This is a genomic window from Maribacter sp. TH_r10, assembly GCF_033101095.1.
Classification (GTDB): Bacteria; Bacteroidota; Bacteroidia; order Flavobacteriales; family Flavobacteriaceae; genus Maribacter_A; species Maribacter_A luteus.
Genome location: NZ_JAWMPY010000009.1, coordinates 63,495 through 84,273, shown reverse-complemented (window position 1 = coordinate 84,273; position 20,779 = coordinate 63,495). Strand labels below are relative to the sequence as shown.

The 20,779-nt window shown below is 39.1% G+C and carries 15 protein-coding genes and 2 riboswitches; of the genes, 2 read left to right on the top strand and 13 right to left on the bottom strand.

Annotated features, from left to right (window positions below; all coding sequences use genetic code 11):
- Positions 1 to 160: 160 nt before the first annotated feature.
- A riboswitch (SAM riboswitch) is annotated at positions 161 to 281 on the bottom strand.
- 471 nt (positions 282 to 752) lie between these two features.
- The 13 genes from cobA to R3X28_RS17010 form a co-directional block, all read right to left on the bottom strand.
- Positions 753 to 1,550, bottom strand: coding sequence for a uroporphyrinogen-III C-methyltransferase (gene cobA, locus R3X28_RS17070; RefSeq protein ID WP_317665949.1), 798 nt, complete (start codon positions 1,548 to 1,550; stop codon positions 753 to 755).
- On the bottom strand, positions 1,543 to 3,636 hold the full coding sequence (locus R3X28_RS17065; RefSeq protein WP_154369009.1) for a nitrite/sulfite reductase: 2,094 nt from the start codon (positions 3,634 to 3,636) through the stop codon (positions 1,543 to 1,545). The genes cobA and R3X28_RS17065 overlap by 8 nt, the downstream gene beginning before the upstream one ends.
- 125 nt (positions 3,637 to 3,761) lie before the next feature.
- Positions 3,762 to 5,006: a sulfate adenylyltransferase subunit 1 gene (locus tag R3X28_RS17060; protein WP_154369011.1), complete on the bottom strand. Its 1,245-nt coding sequence runs from the start codon at positions 5,004 to 5,006 to the stop codon at positions 3,762 to 3,764.
- Between the two features lie 104 nt (positions 5,007 to 5,110).
- The gene (gene cysD, locus R3X28_RS17055) at positions 5,111 to 6,010 is read right to left on the bottom strand and encodes a sulfate adenylyltransferase subunit CysD (protein WP_154369012.1); all 900 of its coding nucleotides are present in this window, start codon (positions 6,008 to 6,010) and stop codon (positions 5,111 to 5,113) included.
- 23 nt (positions 6,011 to 6,033) lie between these two features.
- A complete protein-coding gene (locus R3X28_RS17050) occupies positions 6,034 to 6,657 on the bottom strand; it encodes a phosphoadenosine phosphosulfate reductase family protein (RefSeq protein WP_317665945.1) in 624 nt (207 codons plus the stop codon).
- A gap of 18 nt (positions 6,658 to 6,675) precedes the next feature.
- Positions 6,676 to 6,942, bottom strand: a complete 267-nt coding sequence (locus R3X28_RS17045) for a DUF2061 domain-containing protein (RefSeq protein WP_154369016.1) — start codon at positions 6,940 to 6,942, stop codon at positions 6,676 to 6,678.
- Between the two features lie 224 nt (positions 6,943 to 7,166).
- Positions 7,167 to 7,577 carry an RrF2 family transcriptional regulator gene (locus tag R3X28_RS17040; RefSeq protein ID WP_154369018.1) on the bottom strand — a complete coding sequence of 137 codons (411 nt, stop codon included), beginning with the start codon at positions 7,575 to 7,577 and terminating at the stop codon, positions 7,167 to 7,169.
- A gap of 50 nt (positions 7,578 to 7,627) precedes the next feature.
- Positions 7,628 to 8,797: a trans-sulfuration enzyme family protein gene (locus R3X28_RS17035; RefSeq protein WP_317665942.1), complete on the bottom strand. Its 1,170-nt coding sequence runs from the start codon at positions 8,795 to 8,797 to the stop codon at positions 7,628 to 7,630.
- 2 nt (positions 8,798 to 8,799) lie between these two features.
- Positions 8,800 to 12,186 carry a bifunctional aspartate kinase/homoserine dehydrogenase I gene (gene thrA, locus R3X28_RS17030; protein WP_317665940.1) on the bottom strand — a complete coding sequence of 1,129 codons (3,387 nt, stop codon included), beginning with the start codon at positions 12,184 to 12,186 and terminating at the stop codon, positions 8,800 to 8,802.
- A 76-nt stretch (positions 12,187 to 12,262) separates the two neighbouring features.
- The gene (locus R3X28_RS17025; protein ID WP_154369024.1) at positions 12,263 to 13,540 is read right to left on the bottom strand and encodes an O-acetylhomoserine aminocarboxypropyltransferase/cysteine synthase family protein; all 1,278 of its coding nucleotides are present in this window, start codon (positions 13,538 to 13,540) and stop codon (positions 12,263 to 12,265) included.
- Between the two features lie 123 nt (positions 13,541 to 13,663).
- Positions 13,664 to 13,802: riboswitch (SAM riboswitch) on the bottom strand.
- Between the two features lie 76 nt (positions 13,803 to 13,878).
- The gene (gene metK, locus R3X28_RS17020) at positions 13,879 to 15,135 is read right to left on the bottom strand and encodes a methionine adenosyltransferase (protein ID WP_282056778.1); all 1,257 of its coding nucleotides are present in this window, start codon (positions 15,133 to 15,135) and stop codon (positions 13,879 to 13,881) included.
- Positions 15,136 to 15,438: 303 nt separating this feature from the next.
- On the bottom strand, positions 15,439 to 18,117 hold the full coding sequence (locus tag R3X28_RS17015) for a TonB-dependent receptor (RefSeq protein ID WP_317665936.1): 2,679 nt from the start codon (positions 18,115 to 18,117) through the stop codon (positions 15,439 to 15,441).
- A gap of 50 nt (positions 18,118 to 18,167) precedes the next feature.
- Complete coding sequence (locus R3X28_RS17010) at positions 18,168 to 19,112, bottom strand: GLPGLI family protein (RefSeq protein WP_154369030.1); 945 nt, start codon at positions 19,110 to 19,112, stop codon at positions 18,168 to 18,170.
- 189 nt (positions 19,113 to 19,301) lie between these two features.
- Here R3X28_RS17010 and R3X28_RS17005 point away from each other — a divergent pair, with 189 nt between their 5' ends.
- Both R3X28_RS17005 and pepE read left to right on the top strand, forming a co-directional pair.
- Positions 19,302 to 19,916 (top strand): deoxynucleoside kinase, encoded by a 615-nt coding sequence (locus tag R3X28_RS17005; protein ID WP_154369032.1) that lies wholly within the window; start codon positions 19,302 to 19,304, stop codon positions 19,914 to 19,916.
- 12 nt (positions 19,917 to 19,928) lie between these two features.
- The gene (pepE, locus tag R3X28_RS17000; protein WP_317665933.1) at positions 19,929 to 20,639 is read left to right on the top strand and encodes a dipeptidase PepE; all 711 of its coding nucleotides are present in this window, start codon (positions 19,929 to 19,931) and stop codon (positions 20,637 to 20,639) included.
- Positions 20,640 to 20,779 lie beyond the last annotated feature (140 nt).

Here is a 20,779-nt window from a genome sequence, read left to right as displayed (position 1 = left end):
TAAATGCACGTTTTTTTTGCTCCTCAAAGGTTATGAAAACCATTTTGTGAGACATGATAAAACATGATAAAACACCAAAGCATCTTCATTTTTTCTATATGATAACGCTCTATTATTTTAATTGATCAAGGAAAGGGCTAAGACAGATGTCCTTTTTATGGGGTTATCTTTCACGCCCATGGCCTGATAGAATTTAGCACCTTCTTATTCCCGTAACGGACTGGAAAAAAGGGTTGCCAAGGTTTCATAGGGTCTAGTCCCTCCGCCTTTCTTGATAACTTCTTCAATGTATTAAAGAACTCGTTGCAAATTAACGGCACTGTTTGCTCAAAAACAAGGAATAACCTTAGTTTTAGGCTATTGCTTTAAATTTCACCTCTTGTAGACAAAAACTACATGACCCTTCCCTCATCTTTACAACCTTTTGCTCAAAGTTCCCCTAAAATGCACCCTTAAAAGCATTTAGACCGTGTATTACATGATTTTTTATTACCGAAGGAATTCTGGAAAAACCACCGCGAGCTTTTTGCTTTTGTCTTATTCATTGAATTTGTCGGAATAGCCATTCAAACATTACCTTTTCATAGCCATGACAACCTTTCTACATTCACAATATGAAAGACAATCGACCATTGTATCGCTGATAACAAGTACCTAATACAGGTGATTAAAGAAATTTAGGGTTTCGGAATGCCTTACTATCATTCCCAAACAAAGTTTTTAAGAATAAAGCAATCAATGACCTTGAATACCTATTTTATGAAATTGATTCCGTTAGGCAAATCTGCTTGTACATCACTTTCTGAATAATTATTTTGAAGCTCCGAAATACGTTCTCGATGTTTAACCACATCCCCGATAATAATGATCGCGGGATTTTTCAATTCCTTCTTTTCAACCGTCTTAACAATGGTACTTATGGTCCCTACACCGACTTTCTCATTTTTTCGAGTGCCGTTTTGAATAATGGCAATGGGCATATTTGACTTTCCTTCTTGTTTAAAAAGATCAACTATCGCACCTAATTTACTCATCCCCATAAGAATCACCACGGTAGCATTGGATTTTGCCGCCAAACGAACATCTTCAGATAATTTATGTTCCTTTGTTGTCCCTGTAATTACCCAAAAACTTTCCGATGAACCCCTTTTGGTTACAGGAATCTGTTGGGAAGCCGGTACGGACACCGAGGAGGATATACCCGGAACCATAGCTACTTCTATTCCTTGAGCAGCTGCATATTCCATTTCCTCAGCACCTCTACCAAAAACAAATGGATCACCCCCTTTTAATCGTACAACATGACCATGGCTCAATGCCCTACTTACAATAAGTTCATTTATTTGGTCCTGTTCATAGGAATAACACCCTCTTCGCTTACCCACAAAAATATGTTCGGCCTTTGGCGCATAACCCAGCAAGACATCGTCTACCAAAGCATCGTACAAAATAACATCGGCACTTGCCAAGACCTTGACCCCTTTTACGGTAATCAAATCCACATCGCCTGGCCCTGCCCCGACCACTGTTAATTTGGGTTGCTTAAACATTGGATAAATCTAATTTTCTATATGCATCAATACTCTCAAGAAAATCTTGAGCCTCCTTCAAGTAATTCTTGGCAAACGTTTCAGTAGGCTCATTTGACTTTATTTGAAGTACCATATCGGTAAACCCACCTTCGACCTTTAATCGATTGGATTGTACAAAGATTTCATCAAAATCCTCTATTATACTAATATGGGTATTCGTTTTCGTATTTTCCGAAGTCAATAGTGCCTTTGCCGCATTTACCATTGCAGTATACGAATGATAGATACTGGCCGCCCATTTTTGTTCATGAATAGCTGAAATCGCATTAACGATTTTTTCCTCGCTTTCGTAGAGTAAAGTCGCTACTAAATCTATGACCACTCCTGCACACTCGCCTACCCCGATCGCTTTTTGATATTTTTCCTCTGAACCCCAATCGATATAATCACTAGGGGTGATCGTATCTAAATTGCTTAAATGTTTTAATAGGTCATAAAAATAGGATTTTCCTTTTTCTGCATAGTATGTGACATAAGAAGCCCCATTACCATTGGCCTCAAAATCGTTCAGAATAATGCGGAGGGCTTCCGGTCCTCTTTTACTTGGCACTTTTAAAACTTTATCCGCAAAGGCCGCATTACCATCGCCTAAATTTCCTCCGCCCAATAAAATCTGTAATGCAGGGGCAACCAATTTATCCTTGGTTTTTATAGACATCCCTTGAAAACCAATGTTTGCCATGCTATGCTGCCCGCATGCATTCATACAACCACTAATTTTGATAAGTACATCGGGGTTATTAATATATTTTGGATATTCTGCTTTGATTACCCTTTCCAATTCCGTGGCGATTCCCGTACTACTTGCAATTCCCAAATTACAGGTATCGGTTCCTGGACAAGAAGTAATATCAACTGCCTTATTATAACCAGCATCCGCAAATCCCATTTTCAAGAGTTCTGAATAAAAGAAAGGTACCAATTCTTCTTTCACATAAGGAATCAAAATATTCTGACGTAGGGATAAACGTAATTCCCCAGCCGCATATTTTTCGACCAATGTTGCCAATAAACGAGCTTTATCGGTATAGAAATCACCTAAAAGTACCTTAATACCGATTGCCACATACCCTTCTTGTTTTTGAGGGACAAGATTCGTTGATTTCCACGTTTCAAAAGCAGCTTTATCAGCTATTTCAACTTGGGGCACATCGGTTATTGTTGAAATACTAGGTTTTGGATACGTTTCGGCAACTATAGCATATGACTTTAAAGGTACTGCTTTCTTCTCATCTTCGACCAATTGTTTAAAACCTTCCAAACCAACATCTTTCAACAAGAATTTTAATCTTGCCCTAGACCTACTCTTACGTTCCCCATAGCGATCAAAAACCCGCACAACACCTTCCATTAAAGGAATAATCTTATTTGTAGGTAAAAACGGGAACAACTCATCGGCATGTCGGGGTTGTGATCCCAGACCACCGCCCAACATGACCTTAAATCCGCGTACCCCATTTTCCACTTTGGCAATGAAGCCTAAATCGTGCATATAGGACAATCCCGTATCTGCATCACTTGCCGAGAAAGAAACCTTGAATTTTCGTCCCATTTCCTGACTAATGGGATTTCGAAGAAAATAATCGAAAAGGGCATGTGCATACGGTGAAACGTCAAAAGGTTCATCAACATCTATCCCGGCCGTTTCGCTCGCCGTTACGTTTCTTACGGTGTTACCACAAGCTTCCCTTAATGTTATATCATCCTTTTCCAATTGGGCCCAAAGCTCAGGTGTCCTATCTAAATCCACATAGTGTATCTGAATATCTTGTCTTGTAGTAATATGCAATCTACCGGTTGAATATTCATCGGAAACCTCACAAATTCTTCTAAGTTGGGTCGATGTTACCTTACCATAGGGCAGTTTAATGCGAATCATCTGAACACCGAACTGTCGCTGTCCGTATACACCGCGGGCCAAACGAAGGCTTCGGAATTTCTCTTCATCAAGCTTTCCATCTTTAAACTGACGGATTTTCGCCTCTAACTCGATGATATCCTTTTCTACCACCGGATTTTCTATTTCTGTTCTAAAACTTCGCATATTCTATTATTGATAAATTTTAAGCAAAATACCCTGCCATATTCTTCTATTTTGCCCATAGTTTTAATAGGTAATTAAAACCACAAGCGATTGAATTTTGGTCAATTCGCTATGTGTTCAAAAAATTAATTTATAAAACCGGCACCCACCGTGTTGTTGGATTGTGTATCTATTAAGATAAATGACCCATTTGTTCTATGATCTTTAAAAGCATCAAAGAAAATTGGTTTGTTCAATTTAAAAGATACCTTGGCAATATCATTGATCTTTAGGGAATCCACTTCTTCAATACCCGAATAATCAGGATTGATCTTGTGGTGAATACTATCAACTTTGGCCAAGACCTTGTTTACCCCATGCTGAATGATATATTTACCACCAGCATTCATGTTTTTGGCATCCATCCAAGATATGGTAGCGGTAAATTGTTTGTCTATTTTCGGCATATCACCGACTTTAACCAACATATCCCCACGACTTACATTGATTTCATCTTCTAGGGTAATGGTCACAGAAGAACGTCTAGAAGCCGTCTCGAACTTCTTATCGTAAAAATAAATGTCCTTGATTTTTGATTTTGTCTGGGAAGGTAAGGCCACGACCTCATCCCCTACACTCAATTCACCACCATAGACTTTACCTGCAAATCCCCTGAAATCATGGAATTCATCTGTTTTTGGTCGAATAACGTATTGAACTGGAAATCTTGGTGTACCCACGTTGAACACATCCTTTTTATCCAATTGTTCTAAATGCTCCAATAAGGTCTTACCATCATACCAAGAAAAATTCTCACCTTTATGAACTACATTATCCCCTTTAAGGGCACTAACCGGAATAAAGGTGATATTCTGGTCTTGATAATCCCTTTTCTCCATCAAAGTCTCAAAATCGGCCTTAATCGCATTATAGGTTTCTTCGGAATAGTCAACCAGATCCATTTTATTAATCGCAACGATAACATTCTTTATCCGCAAAAGGTTATTGATGAAAAAGTGGCGATTCGTCTGTTCAATCACTCCTTTTCTAGCATCGATCAAAATAATCGCTGCCTGTGATGTTGATGCCCCTGTTACCATATTCCTAGTATATTCCACATGACCGGGAGTATCCGCTATGATATAACTTTTCTTGGGTGTTGAAAAATAGATATGGGCAACATCAATGGTAATTCCCTGTTCCCTTTCGGCTACCAATCCGTCAGTAGCCAAGGAAAAATCCAAATAATCATATCCTTTCTGCTTACTGGTTTTTTCAATGGCCTCCAATTTATCAGTAGTCAACGATTTCGTGTCATATAAAAGCCTACCGATCAAGGTACTTTTACCATCATCAACACTACCGGCTGTCGCAATTTTTAATACTTCCATTCTATTTTGCTATTCGCCATTAGCTATTCGCTACTGGCTAAATTTTAATGATTTGATTAAGCTGATGACCAAACGTCAAAAGCAAATTTTAAATTTTGAAAAATTTAAAAATATCCTTGTTGTTTTCTTTTCTCCATGGCCGCTTCGGACCTTTTATCATCTATTCTCGCCCCTCTTTCCGAAATTGTGGACTCCCTGATTTCCTGAACCACACTGGAAATATCCGCAGCTTCCGAAAAAACGGCTGCCGTACAACTCATATCTCCTACCGTTCTAAAACGAACCAGCTCTTCCAACACCTCTTCATGATCTTCTTGATACACATAATCAGAGTGCGACCAAATCATCCCGTCCCTCAAGAAAACTTTTCTTTTATGTGCGAAATAGATTGATGGTATTTCAATATTCTCCTTTTCAATATAGGACCATACATCCAACTCGGTCCAGTTACTTATTGGAAAAACACGAACGTTTTGACCCAAATCAATTTGCCCGTTCAACATATCGAACAATTCCGGTCTCTGATTTTTTTCGTCCCATTGGCCAAAATCATCCCTTACTGAGAAAATACGTTCTTTGGCCCTTGCTTTTTCCTCATCACGTCTTGCCCCACCTATACAAGCATCGAACTTGAATTCTTCGATGGCATCCAATAAGGTAGTGGTCTGCAACGCGTTTCTACTGGAATAACGACCTGTCTCCTCTTTAACCTTTCCTTGGTCTATAGAGTCCTGGACATTCCTTACGATAAGCTCCAAGCCTAATTCTTTTACCAATCTATCGCGAAACTCAATGGTTTCGGGAAAATTATGACCGGTATCTATGTGCATCAGTGGAAAAGGTATCTTGGCAGGGTAAAACGCTTTCTGCGCCAAACGTACCAAGGTTATCGAATCCTTTCCACCGGAAAACAAAAGAACAGGTTTTTCAAACTGCGCCGCCACTTCCCTAATAATGTAAATGGCCTCATTTTCCAATGGGTTTATGTGTGATGTATCTTTCATTAATTCCATACTAAAAATCTAATTTAGATGTGTAATCCACACTCACGGTTCTCAAGAACCTTCGTAGGATCAAAATATCTATGTTCATTCGGAAGTTTTCTTTCCTCCAAATATTTATCCAACTGCTCATCTGTCCAGCTATAAAACGGACTAACTTTTAAAATACCGTCTTTACTTAAGCTGAAAATATCCAATGTATCCCTAAGTGCGGTCTGCCCTTTTCTTAAATTGGTAAACCAAACATCGGGTTTTATCTCTGCCATGGCCCTTTTAAAAGGTTCTAATTTAACCTGATCGGTGAACACGGCATGTCTTGGATCGTCTATTCCAGGTATACCCATAACAACATCCCGATGTGCCGCGGTCTGTCTGGGTACATATAATTTCACATTCAATTTTAATGTACCGATCAGCTCCTCTGCATGGGCATAAGTCTGGGGCGTGTTATATCCCGTATCGCACCATACAACAGGAATATCCTGTTCTACTTTGGTGACCGCATTGAGAATAGCAACCTCGTAAGGTCTGAAATTCGTTGTCACCACAGCATTTTTTGAATGCTCAATGGCCCAAGAAATAATTTCCTCGGGCTTTGCATCCTTAAATTCTATATTTAATTCTTTGATTTGATCTTCAGTAAAAGCCATAGTCCAATTTTTATCGATTTACTTTTTTCCCCAATTCACAAGGTTCCATGCCCTTTCATGAAAAAAGTACAAAATCATCTTTGTGATAAAATCTATTGAAGCTATAGACGCAGCTATGGTGATTTCCCCCGTCAAAAGATACGATATAACCAACGTATCCAAGGTTCCTACAACTCTCCAGCTCAATGCTTTTGCTATACTGCGTACTGGACTTTCTGATTTTTTATCCGTGCCAAAATCACTCTTGGTCGTTTTTTTATTTAAAATCAATTGGTCTGCAATCATTATGTTTCAGTTTAATACCCTATCGATTTGATAGACTATGCAAATTTAGAATTATATATGAAATTGACACGTTAATTTTTTATAAATATTAGATTTACCCTATTGATTTAGTAGATTTTTAAATTTTAAGCTATTTATCAAAAGAATTATCGATCAATAATTGGTATCATTGACGAATCTTTTAAATAATAGGTAAATCGTTAAACCTTAAGTACAATCGAGATTTACTTAATTAAATCCGCCAAGGTATTATGCCTATAAACGGTCAAAGCGCTATCCCTGACCTGCAGCATTAATTTATGTACCGAGCAAGTTGCCTCATCTGGGCAGTCTTCACATTTTTCATAAAAATTAAGGCTTACGCATGGTACTAGGGCAATTGGCCCTTCAAGAATACGCATGACGTCGGTCATTAAAATATCTTTGGGATCTTTAATGAGGTAATACCCACCACCTTTACCTTTTTTAGAGCCCAGCAATCCTGATTTACGGAGCGTAAGTAGAATACTCTCCAGAAATTTCTGGGAAATGTTTTCATGCTTCGCAATTTCAGCGATCTGTACAGGCTGTCTATCTTCTAATGAAGCGAGGTAACTTAAAGCCTTTAAACCGTATTTCGTTTTCTTGGAAAGCATTTTGCGAAGATATGCAAAATCTTAGATTCATTTTATCTATTATGGTAAAACTAACCAAGGGCTTGTTCAATATCTTGAATAATATCGTTAATGTTCTCAAGGCCTACCGAGATCCGAACCGAACCATCACTTATACCCACCGATGCCCTTTCTTCGGCCGACAACTTACTGTGGGTCGTTGATGCAGGATGGGTAACGATACTTCTTGAATCTCCCAAATTGGCCGATAAAGACAGTAATTGTATCGCATCGAAAAATTTACGTCCTTCTTCCAATCCGCCTTTTACCTCAAAGGCCACTACACAACCACCAGCTTTCATTTGCTTTTTGGCTATTTCATATTTTGGATGGGATTTTAAAAAGGGATATTTAACCCAATTCACTTTTTGGTGCTGCTCTAAGTATTGGGCCAATTTCAAAGCATTTTCACAATGCCGATCAACCCTTAACGCCAACGTTTCAAGACTTTTCGACAGCACCCATGCATTAAAAGGAGATAATGCAGGCCCCGTAATCCTGGAAAAACGATAAACTTTGTCTACCAATTCCGAACTACCTACGGTAATACCTGCCAGTACCCTACCCTGGCCATCCATTAATTTGGTACCTGAGTGAATGACCAAATCGGCACCAAATTTTATAGGTTGTTGTAAATAGGGGGATGCAAAACAATTATCAATAATCAAGATCAAATTATGTTTCTTGGCTATTTTGCCGAGCTCTTCGAGGTCCAAAACATCCACACCGGGATTGGTCGGGGTTTCCGCATAAAGTATTTTAGTTCGTGGAGTCACCATTTCCTCAATGGTATGCAACTCATCTATCTTAAAAAAACTATGTGAAATGTTCCACTTGGGGAAAAAATTCGTAAACAAACTATGTGTTGAACCAAAGACACTCCGGGCAGAAATGATATGATGACCACTGTCTAACAAAGCTGCTAAGGTGGAAAAGACAGCCGCCATTCCCGAAGCAAAGGCAAAACCATCCTCTGCACCTTCCATCTTGCACACCTTTTCAATGAATTCTGATGAATTGGGATTGGAATATCGGGAATAGATATTCCTTTCTTTTTCTTCCGCAAACGAAGCGCGCATATCCTCGGCATCTTCGAACACAAAACTGGAAGTTAAATATAATGGAGCCGAATGTTCCAAAAATTGCGAACGTTCTAACTGTGTTCTAATAGCTTCCGTTTCAAACTCATACTTTTTATTCATAATCACCCTTTTTCCGCGATTCTTAAAATATCCCCGAATACACCCCTTGCCGTTACCGCCGCACCTGCTCCTGCGCCTTGTATGACCAATGGATGTTCCCCATAGGATTCCGTGTATATTTCTATAATGGAATCCGAACCTTTTACCTGTCCTAAAGCACTTTCTTTTGGGACCGATATCAATTTCACTTCCAATGTACCTTTTTCCTTTGTTAAATCACCATGTAAATCACCAACATAGCGCAACACATGATCTGGTTTTTGATTTTTCTTCAACTCGTTGAAGGTTTCGTTCAACACGTTTAACTTACTTAAAAACGTATCGGCCGTTCCTGTTCGCAATTCCTCCGGAATAAGATTTTGAATATGTATATCAGAAAACTCGTTCCTTAGATCCAACTCACGCGCAAGAATCAAAAGTTTACGACCTACATCATTCCCAGAGAGATCCTCCCTAGGATCGGGCTCAGTGAACCCTTTGTTCATGGCATCTTCAACTATGGTCGCAAATGAGGCGTCGGCTTCTGAGAAAGTATTGAAAATATAGCTCAACGAGCCTGAAAAAACCCCTTTGATCCGTGTTATGTTCTCTCCCGATAAATGTAATAATTTAATGGTATCGATCAAAGGTAGGCCAGCCCCTACATTCGTCTCATATAAATACTGTTTTTGGTTTTTATCCAATTCCTCTCTCAGCAATTGATAATAATCGAACCCAAGGGTATTTGCTATTTTGTTCGAGGAAACCAAATCGAATCCATTTTCCACCAAGTCAAAATAATGGGCGACAAAATCCTGGCTAGCGGTGTTGTCCACAGCAATTAAATTCTCTAAATGGTTCTTTTTGGCATACTCGAAAATATCCCCTATTTCATAGGGTACACCCTTGTCTTCCAAGGCCGTTAACCAATTCTTTGAAACGCCCTTTTTATTCAAAAGAACCTTTTTCGAATTTGCTACGGCAAAAACATTCAAATCGATGCCTTTACGTTTTTCTATGGTTTTCGAAGATTTAAGAATCTGGTCTATTAACGTTCCACCAACATTACCATGCCCAAAAACAACGATGTTGACTTTTTTGCTAATTCCGAAAATCTGTCCGTGCATAACATTTAGCGCTTTGTTCAAATCAGTTTTTCGAACCACCAAACTTACGTTCTTACCCGATACCGTATTATTGAAAAGCAACGGCACTATTTGATTCTTTATTAAAGCGTTATACGGTTTATGGAAGGTACTTAGGTCTTGGCCCACAATGGAAATAACGGAAACATCTTCTGCAACTGTTATCTGATTAATGTCTTTCGACTGAAAGTCATGGGCAAACTCGCGCTGCAGGGCCAGCTTGGCCTTTTGTGCTTTATCCGCATTCACTACCAAACCGATCCCCCGTTCCGAAGAGCCTTGTGCCACAATGCTTACACTAATATTATTATCCCCCAAGGATCTGAATATTCGGGCATCTACACCTACTTTGCCCAATAAGCCCCTACCTTCAAGATTGATCAAAGCTACATTTTCTATGACCGATAAGGATTTTATCCCCTCTTTATTGGATTTGGCACTTATCAATGTTCCCTCATTATCGCTCTTGAACGTATTCAATATTCGTAAAGGAATATTTTTCTCAATCAAAGGGATGATGGTCTTTGCATGTAAAATGGTTGCCCCGAAATTTGCCAATTCATTGGCCTCACTATATGAAAGTTCCGAAATTCGTTTTGCCTCTGATACATAATCAGGGTTCGCTGTAAATATACCATCGACATGCGTATAGTTCTGAAGCTCTACCGCATCGAGGTAATTGGCCATCATGGCCGCGGAATAATTACTGCCGTTTCTTCCCAAGGTTGTGGTTTCATCATCTTCCGTAGATGCTATAAAACCAGTTATAATAGGAACAGTATCATGATCCAAACGTGAAAATTCGCGCAATACGTTTTCTTTGGAAAGAGCTTCGATTACATGGGCATCGCCAAAAGTATTATCTGTTTTGATCAATCTACGGGAATCCATCAACTTTGCCTTAATCCCCCTTCCTATCAAAAGCTTGGTAACCAGTTTTGCGGAAATAAGCTCACCAAACGCCAAGACTTGATCCCTAATTTTAGGACTGTAATCCCCTAAAAGGGAAACACCTTCGAACAATTTGAACAATGCTTCATAATCCTTTTCCAGGTTCACGTTTTTAAAGGTATGCGTCTGGTAGTTTTCAAAAGCTGTGAAGTCCTTTGAATAATCTTCTCCCCGTGCTGCCTTTTCCAGCATGGTCTCTAACTGATCGGTAGCTTTCTCCCTAGCCGAAAGTACCACTGCAATGTTCTCTCCGTTTTCGACTTTATTGACAATAATATCCAAAACATGGCCCAAACCTTCCCCGTTGCTCAATGATTTTCCTCCGAATTTCAATATGGTAACCCGGTCGGTCTTTCCATCTGCATTAAAGATTCCGTTAAGGAGTTTTTGCATTTGTTCAAACTCGATAAGAAAGGCATCATGCCCATGTAACGATTGTACCTCACCATAGGTAACATTGCTTTTGGCCTGTGCCAATTGCTTAAACGTTTCCTTGTTTTCCTTTGCCGTGAAGAACAAATCGGAATCAACCCCGATGATGTGTATATTGGTATCACTGTTCTGAAGATCCACGAAGGCAGATTCCCCATTCCGAGTAATATCGATAGTTTTCAGCAATTGGTTCATCAACTTATAAGCGGATAGTTGAAAACGGTCTTTCAACTTTTCCCCATGGTGCATTAACCAACTTTCCACATTAAAGACCTGTAACTCTTCATTGGTACTTCTCTTAAACCTTTCTTTGAAAGATTCTGGCGTTCTATAGCAAAGCATGGCATGCATACGGGCATCGTGTACCGGCTGTTTGGAGTTGACCAAGAACTGTTCTTGTATTTGGCAATTACCTATTAACCAATCGGTAGATTTCCAGTCAGAAGCAACCGGAATCAAATGGGTCGTTAAACTGGGGTCAATCGCAGCCATTTCCCAAGCAATACCCCCACCTAAGGAACCTCCCAATAAAGCAAAGAGTTTATCTATTTTCAATGCCTTCAATCCCGATAAAAAAATACGGGCAATATCACCTGCTACAAAATCCTTATAGTTTTCAATGACAAAACCGTCATAACCATTACCGGGTATATTGAAGGCCATTATCGTATACTTATTGGTATCGATACATTTTCCTTCCCCGATCAGGGCAGACCACCACCCGTCGGGCCCAGTTACATTGGAGTTTCCCGTAAGCGCATGATTGACCAAGACAATAGGTGCCTCATGAAGTGGTTTCCCAAAAAGCTGGTAAGACAGTGAAATATCCTGGGACACTCCGCTTATTGTCTTAAAATCTTTAATTTCTAATTGATGTAGCATTCTATAAGTTCTGTATTAATTTGAACACCTCCTAACCTAACTGTTGAAAAGTACTCTAAATTTAAGATAAATCCGATTATCCAATTGTCGAAAAAGCTTGTTCTAAATCAGCCTTAAGATCTTCTATATCTTCCAATCCCACAGATAAACGAATCAAATCCTGACCTACCCCTGCGGTTTCTTGTTGCTCTTCCGTCAATTGTTGGTGTGTTGTACTCGCAGGATGGATGATCAAAGATTTCGTATCACCGATATTGGCCAATAAAGAGAATATTTTAGTCGCATCGGTGACTTTTTTTGCAGCTTCGAACCCACCTTTTACACCGAATGTTACCAAACCGCTTTGACCTTTTGGCAAATATTCCTGGGCCAAATCGTAGTACTTGCTACTTTTCAGACCTGGGTAATTTACCCATGCGACCTCTTCCCGTCCTTCTAACCATGTAGCCAACTCCAACGCATTCTCACTATGCTGCTTTATACGAACGGATAATGTTTCCAAACCTTGAATGATCTGAAAAGCGTTAAACGGACTAAGTGCACCTCCGAAATCGCGTAATCCTTCCAAAATCAATTTAAATGTAAATGCCGCTGCTCCTAAGGCTTCGCTATATACCAAACCGTGATAACCTGCAGAAGGTTCGGTGAATTCCGGATATTTGCCGTTTGCCCAATCAAATGTACCTGCATCGATTACAGCACCACCCAAAGAAGTTCCTTGGCCACCGATATATTTCGTCAGCGAATGGATCACAAGGTTCGCACCGTATTCAATAGGATTCAACAAAGCTGGCGATGCAACAGTATTATCGACAATGAAAGGCACTTGGGCTGTTTTGGCTTGTTCTGAAATAGATTTTAGATCCAACACATCTAATTTTGGATTTCCCAACGATTCCACAAAAATTGCCCTTGTATTATCTTGTACCGCTTTTCCGAAATTTGCAGGTTCTGAAGCATCGACGAACGTGGTCGTAATTCCCAACCTTGGTAAAGTAACGTTCAATAAATTAAAAGTACCCCCATATAAACTACTGGAAGCCACAATATGATCTCCCGCCTTTAACAATGTCAATAAAGTTGTGGAAATAGCGGAAGTCCCTGAAGCAAAGACCACAGCACCTACACCACCTTCTACAGCAGCCAACCTATTCTGTAAAATTTCATTGGTCGGGTTGTTCAACCTTGTATAGATAAAACCCAGCTCTGCCAACGAAAATAAGTTAGCGGCATGATCGGTATTATCGAATACATACGATGAAGTTTGATAAATAGGCACTGCTCGTGTTCCACCCGTTTTCGTGGTGTCATGACCGGCATGCAATGCGTTTGTTGTAAATTTTTGATTACCCATGATTTTAATTTGTTTATGTTGTTAATAAAATAAATCAAAACACTAGTACCTGTGCTGCGATTCGCAACTAGGAATAATCAAAAAGTTAAAAAGAAAGAGACAATTACAAAAATGTAATTCGTTTCGTTATCTATTCTTGCCTAAATTAAAGGATACTGAAAACATTCAGCCTCAAGATAGAATTTAGCACCTTCTTTGCACAGGAGGCAAAGGGTTGCTAAGGCTTCACAGGGTCTATTCCCTCCACCTTTCTTGATAACAATTCAATATGTGTTTGAACTTTTGAACGGCAAATATAAGGCCGTGTATTTGGTTTTTCCTAATCTTTTTAAAAAAAATCACATTTTAAATGCGGATTTTACCGCATCTACCATATCCAATTTTTCCCATGTGAACAACTCCACTTCTTTTTCAATCCTACCATTATAAGGGGATTCAAAAATCTTTGTTATTGTCTGGGGCTCTTTACCCATATGACCGTAAGCTGCGGTTTCCAAATAAATAGGGTTACGAAGCTTAAGTCTTTCTTCTATGGCAAAAGGACGCATATCGAACAATTGCGATACTATGGTCGCTATTTCCCCGTCTGAATATGAAATTTTAGATGTACCATAGGTATTCACAAAAATCGATGTTGGCTCTACAACGCCTATGGCATAACTTACCTGTACCAATATTTCATCAGAAACTCCGGCAGCCACTAAATTTTTTGCAATATGACGTGCCGCATAGGCTGCACTACGATCCACTTTACTAGGATCCTTGCCACTGAAAGCACCACCGCCATGTGCCCCTTTACCACCATAAGTATCTACTATGATCTTTCTTCCCGTAAGTCCTGTGTCACCGTGCGGACCTCCTATTACAAATTTCCCGGTCGGATTTATATGATATTTTATTTGATCATCGAATAAAGCTTGGTCGCTTTCCGGTAATTGCTCAATTACCTTAGGCATTAAGATTGAAATAATATCGTCCTTGATCTTCGCAAGCATCTTATCATCATCGGCATCAAAAGCATCATGCTGTGTAGATACAACGATGGTATCGATACGCTGCGGAACATTATCGTCGGAGTACTCAATAGTTACCTGGGCCTTGGCATCAGGCCTTAAATATGAAATCTCGGTCCCTTCCCTTCTAATGGTTGCGAGGGTCTGTAATATCCTATGGGAAATATCCAAAGCCAAAGGCATATAATTTTCGGTTTCCTTGGTGGCATAACCGAACATCATTCCTTGATCCCCTGCTCCTTGCTCTTCTTTAGACCCACGGTCAACACCTTGGTTAATGTCTTGTGATTGTTCATGAATCAAAGAAATAACACCACATGAATCGCCACTGAATTGGTATTCCCCTTTCGTGTATCCTATTTTATTTACGACATCGCGTGCTATATTCTGTACATCTAGATATGTATCACTCCTAACTTCACCGGCCAGGACTACCTGCCCAGTAGTTACCAAGGTTTCACAAGCTACTTTACTTTCGGGATCGAAAGCCAAAAAACTATCCAATAATGCATCACTGATTTGATCGGCAACTTTGTCCGGATGCCCTTCACTAACAGATTCTGAGGTAAATAAATATGCCATTTTTATAAAAATAGATAGGAGGAAATAAAAAAAGATTGCGAAAAAGGCGAATAAACTGAATGAAATCAGTTATCACTGCTTTAGCATTTTTACAATACCGAACTTAGTCCAGTATCCAGTTCCCTTAAGAACCAGGCCCTAATTTAAATTTTAGGCTATGAGGTTGCAATCAGTCAAATCTTTCCTCTCAAGATTGGGGACAAAAGTATAAAAAATGTTTTTCTTATATAATATAAACCGATTGTATTTTATCAAAAAAACACCAAAATATTCAATTGTATTCGCAATCAATACCTCAGCGTACTATATATCATATTTAACCGTAAATAGCACATATCTCGGCTGCACAAAGTAAGATTGTGTGGTAAAGTACAAGTCGCTTGTACTATCCCTATTAAGGATACTGGTATTTAACAGGTTAGTCCCCTTGATTCCGAATTCCCATTTACTATCTTTCTGTTGGTAGGTTAAATCCGATTCCAAGAAGCTATACTTATTATCAATAGTACCTTCTTTATCGGTGTAATCGTAATAATCATAATCTACGGTCAAGATAAAGTTCTTAAGGAAAGCCGTATCGAACCTGGCATAAGGTCTTTTAGTGAAATAGGTGGTTTCCCGCCCGCCGTTGTCATAATTGTTCACACTATAGCGATACCCTACTTCAAGATTGGGTGCATTTTTAAAATTTGTAGACACAGCCCCCTGATAATTTTGGGTAAATGCATTGGAAGTGAGTTGTGCATTGTCTACCAGGTTATTGGTGGTCGACCATGCCAAACTACCTCGCACCGAACCCTTAATTTTACCAAAAGTACGCTCATAGCGCCCATTGGCCGAAAACGATTCATCTTCGAAGTTTGAATTGATTGTGGTACTGATACGGTTAATCCCCACAATTTCAGCACTGCTTTTCAGGGCGTCGATTCTTTTCGTATAAGTGACATTCCCGAAAATATTCGTGAAATTGAACATATTGAAACTGAAAAAATTCAATGAGAGATTATGGTTCAAGGCACTTTCCAGACCTCTATTCCCTTGATAAACAGAGTTGTAGTTATTAAGTACATACCCCTGTGCAAATTTATTGACATCAGTAAACGACCGGGTTACCCTATAATTAAACCTAAGGTTTTCCGATTTTTTCAATTGGGCATTAATATAAACATCTGGCAACAAGGAAGTAAGATCATCTTTTACCGTAGTTCCCAATTGTTCGTTCTTTACATTAAACTGATGCAAGGTAACCCCAGGGTTGAACGTGAAAATCCCGGATATAACCTTATAATGAAAACCTAAATAAAGATCAGAAACACTATAGGTCACATCGTTTTCATAGTCCGAGCCTTCAATATCCAAAATATTATCCCCGTCCAATATCTGATATATAGCGGAGTTGAAATTCTGATGGCTTTGTGTTGTCCCCAAAGTAAAGTTCAAATTACTTTTGTCTCCCAACACATAGTAATAGTCGACCTTCGCATCAACCTTATTGGTTACCGTATTCTTTATTTGATTCAAATTATAAATTTCTTGATCTTCATCTACCGGAAAAATTTCGGTAAAAGCGAATTCACTTCGAATAGCCTCATAAAATGGATCCTCATCTTGATACAGATACTGGGCCTCCACAGCAAAAATATTCCTGTCGTTCAAGGTGTAATACAAGTTGGCATTTTGGTTTATGGATAATGGTTTCTGCCGTTTTTCTTCTGAGATCTCATCTGTAATATCCGATATGGACAATACACCAACCACCTCATTATCATTGGATTGCTTTAATAACACATCATAATCTACCTGAAGATCGACACTAGGCTTATACCTTGCACTTAATTTCGCAAGCCCCAATTGCACCGTTTGATCGGTATTGGTTGTTGCATTCTCAATATCGTTACTGGCAATATAGGTAGTAGTGCTTTGTGACTTCATCAAGGTGCCTGTGTAAGAATAAATTCCAAAACCGCTTAAATCCAATGATTTGGTCGGGGCATAACTAAAATTAACCGCGGCAAATTTGGTATCAATATCGTTCGCCCTATTATTTTGGGCCGTAGTAAGACCCAGACCATCTGATCCAATATCAATTGAGCTACCTCCGCGTACATTTATACTCCGAAATCCTCCTGTGAAATTCCTATAATCACTACGGGTGAAGGGTACCTCACCCAAATTATTTAAATCGGTTATGATATTTATACTATATTCAGGACTATAGTAAAACAGTTTTGGATGTGCCAGATAACGATCATCAGGCCCATAACCCGCTGTTAGCTCCCCGAACCAAAATTTCTTTTTACCTTCTTTTAATCGAATATTCAAGGCTACATTGTCATCATCATTGGTGAGACCTTTCATTTGTGAAACCTCGTTGTAATTTTTAAGTACCTCTACCTTACTTAAAGCATTGGCGGGAATATTCTCAACGGCAATTTTGGAATCCCCATCGAAAAAGTCCTTTCCTTCGACCATTACCTTGGTCACGGTCTTCCCTTCAACTTCTATTTTTCCGTCGTCATCGATTTCTATTCCCGGAAGGTTTTCGAGCACATCCTTCAATTTTTTCTCTGTCCCCGAAACAAAGGAATCGGTATCATAAACGATCGTATCCCCCTTGACCGAAACGGGCATTTCATAGGTAACCTCAACCTCATCTAACTGATTGGCCTGTTCCTCCATTACAATATCCTTTACGGCATCCGTTTGCTGTGCGGTAAATGTAAAAGACTCGGTCTTTAGGCCTAAATAACTAACCTTGACCGTATATTGACTCCCGGTTTTTAAATTTAATTTGTATTGCCCGGAGTGATTGGTGATACCATAAGACTCCAAACCTTTTGTAGCCGTATTTATGGCAATCACATTGGCCATATCAACACCTGTTCCCGTGCTATCTTTAACCGTTCCCGTTAATGTAATCTCTTGGGCCGAAACAAAAAATCCCAAGGCCAAAAAGACCAGCATATTCAACGTAATTTTCATCTAAATATATTTTTTAGGGAAGAAATAATGGATTCTGTCAATTGTCTGCACTAAAATCTTGCACCTCCACGTCCGCCTCCGCCACTTCGATTGTTACGAAAGTTCTCCCTCATTTCTATCATTTTCTCGCGAGATATCTCATCGTATTCGGCTTGTGTGACCTTCTTTCCTTTTTTTGGAGCTTTGATTTCAATTTTATCCTTAGGGTTCAAGGTGATCTTGGAACAAATTATGGTAGTAACATCATCACTAACGGCCAAAATAAGTCCTGGTAATCCCCAATATTCAGAAGGACCATGATTTATAGGGACTTCCGGTGTATACCATGCTTCTACGACAACCTCCTTCTCTATAAATTCGGGCTCGTTATTTTCTTTTTCCTTATTATCGGCGTTATCATTATCCCTTCTTCTACCACGGAACAATGCCTGCATATTGGGGCGTTTAACCGTTTTAACCGCAGTAGCTTTATATGCCGTGTAATTACCTATTTGTTTAGTATCGCTACCCAATTGCCAATTTAATCTTTCAAGAGTATCGTCTATTAAAAAAATCTTGCCAAAAAGTTCATTCTTAATAAGGTACTTTTCTTCTTTAATATTTTTATATAAATCACCTCCTGCTGATCCCATAGCCCCAAAGCGCATTCTTCTTGGCCCTGAATTACCGGGTTGTTCCAATTTTTCAACTTCTTCATATATTGATTCCGTGGCATTGAAAGAAAGTTCAAATGTCTTTTCATTTGCCTTCTTCATCCGTTCCATGATTTCCTTCTTTCGGTCTTCGGGAATTTGCCTATTACCAAAATCTATATTCACTTGGGTCTTACTCTCATATGTGGCCTTTCCCTGAAAGTCCTGTGCAAAACCAGCATGCATACCAATGACCATTACAAGAATGAATAAAATATTATTCCTTATTTGTTGGACAATTGTATCTTTAAAAGAATTTCTGCATCCAGGTCGATGTACTGAACTATGGTTTATTTTGGTCATGGTGAAATGTAAATCGAATTATATAGTGTAGGACTATAGGATAGGCATAAGGTTTAATCTGTAATTCAAAAAAAAACACCTTTCAACTATTTTTTTTTCGATATTAACATAAAGGTTTTTTCATCCTGTAGTTATCTTGTATATTGTACTCCCCTAAACTCAATTGAAAAACACAAATCTGAATACCCTATGCATATTGCCGTTGCAGGAAATATTGGCGCCGGAAAGACCACTTTAACTAGACTATTGGCAAAACACTATAAGTGGGAAGCCCATTTTGAAGACGTTGTTGACAACCCGTATTTGGATGATTTTTACAACCAAATGGAACGGTGGAGCTTTAACCTTCAAATCTATTTCTTAAACCATCGATATCGTCAAGTACTCAGCTTCAGGGAAAGCGGCAAAGACATTATTCAGGATAGGACCATTTATGAGGATGCTTATATCTTTGCACCTAACCTCCACGCTATGGGACTGATGACCAATAGGGATTTCAATAACTATTCGAGTCTTTTTGAACTAATGGAAAGCTTGGTGCAACCCCCGGATCTTTTGATCTATTTAAGAAGCACTATACCTAATCTGGTATCCCAAATACATAAACGTGGCCGGGATTATGAAAACACCATTTCCATTGACTACCTAAGTCGGTTGAACGAGCGTTACGAAGCTTGGATCTATGGATATGAAAAAGGCAAACTCCTGATTATTGATGTCGACAACCTGGATTTCGTGGATAATCCTGAGGACCTTGGTGAAATTTTGAACAAGATAGATGCAGAGATCAACGGTCTGTTCTAATAAAGGTCGACTATGGTAAACTGCCTGCTTGCCAGTACATCTACAATATTCGGAGGTACTTATTTGGATTATTTGTTCGATAGCTTAGAACAATTATTTCAGAATACCGATGAAGTAGTTTTCATTCCGTATGCAAGACCGGGTGGCATATCACATGATGAATACACTAAAATCGCCAAAAAAGGATTCAAGAATATAAATAAGTCAATCGTTGGCCTTCACACTTTTGAAAACCCTATTGAAGCAATAAAAAAAGCCAAGGGTATATTTACTGGTGGAGGAAATTCGTTCGTACTGGTCAACGGTCTTTATCAAAACGGGATCATTCCAATTTTAAAGGATAAAATCAATTCCGGAACGCCTTATTTGGGCACCAGTGCCGGAAGTAATATTGCCGGCCCTACCATTAAAACCACCAATGACATGCCCATTGTCTATCCACCAAGTTTTGATAGTTTGGGAATAATTCCATTTAACATCAACCCGCATTACCTTGACCCAGACCCAAATTCAACCCATAAAGGGGAAACGCGGGAAACACGTATCAAAGAATTTCATGAATTCAACAACACTCCGGTTATCGGTTTACGGGAAGGCAGTTGGATCCGAGTTCAAAACGAAGAAACAACACTTCAAGGTAGTCAGCTTAATGCCCGGATTTTCGAGAAAGGAAAAGATGCTTACGAAATACCGGAAGGTACATCCCTGAAATTTCTAAGATAAAGGAGAAGTCCATTGGTTTTATTCCTACATAAAAGGAGGTAATACCACTTTTAACAAACACGTTACTCTTTCAAAGGTATATTTCACTCAATAGAATAGACCCTTCACTCAAAATTGATTTGGGGAACACCGAATAAGAT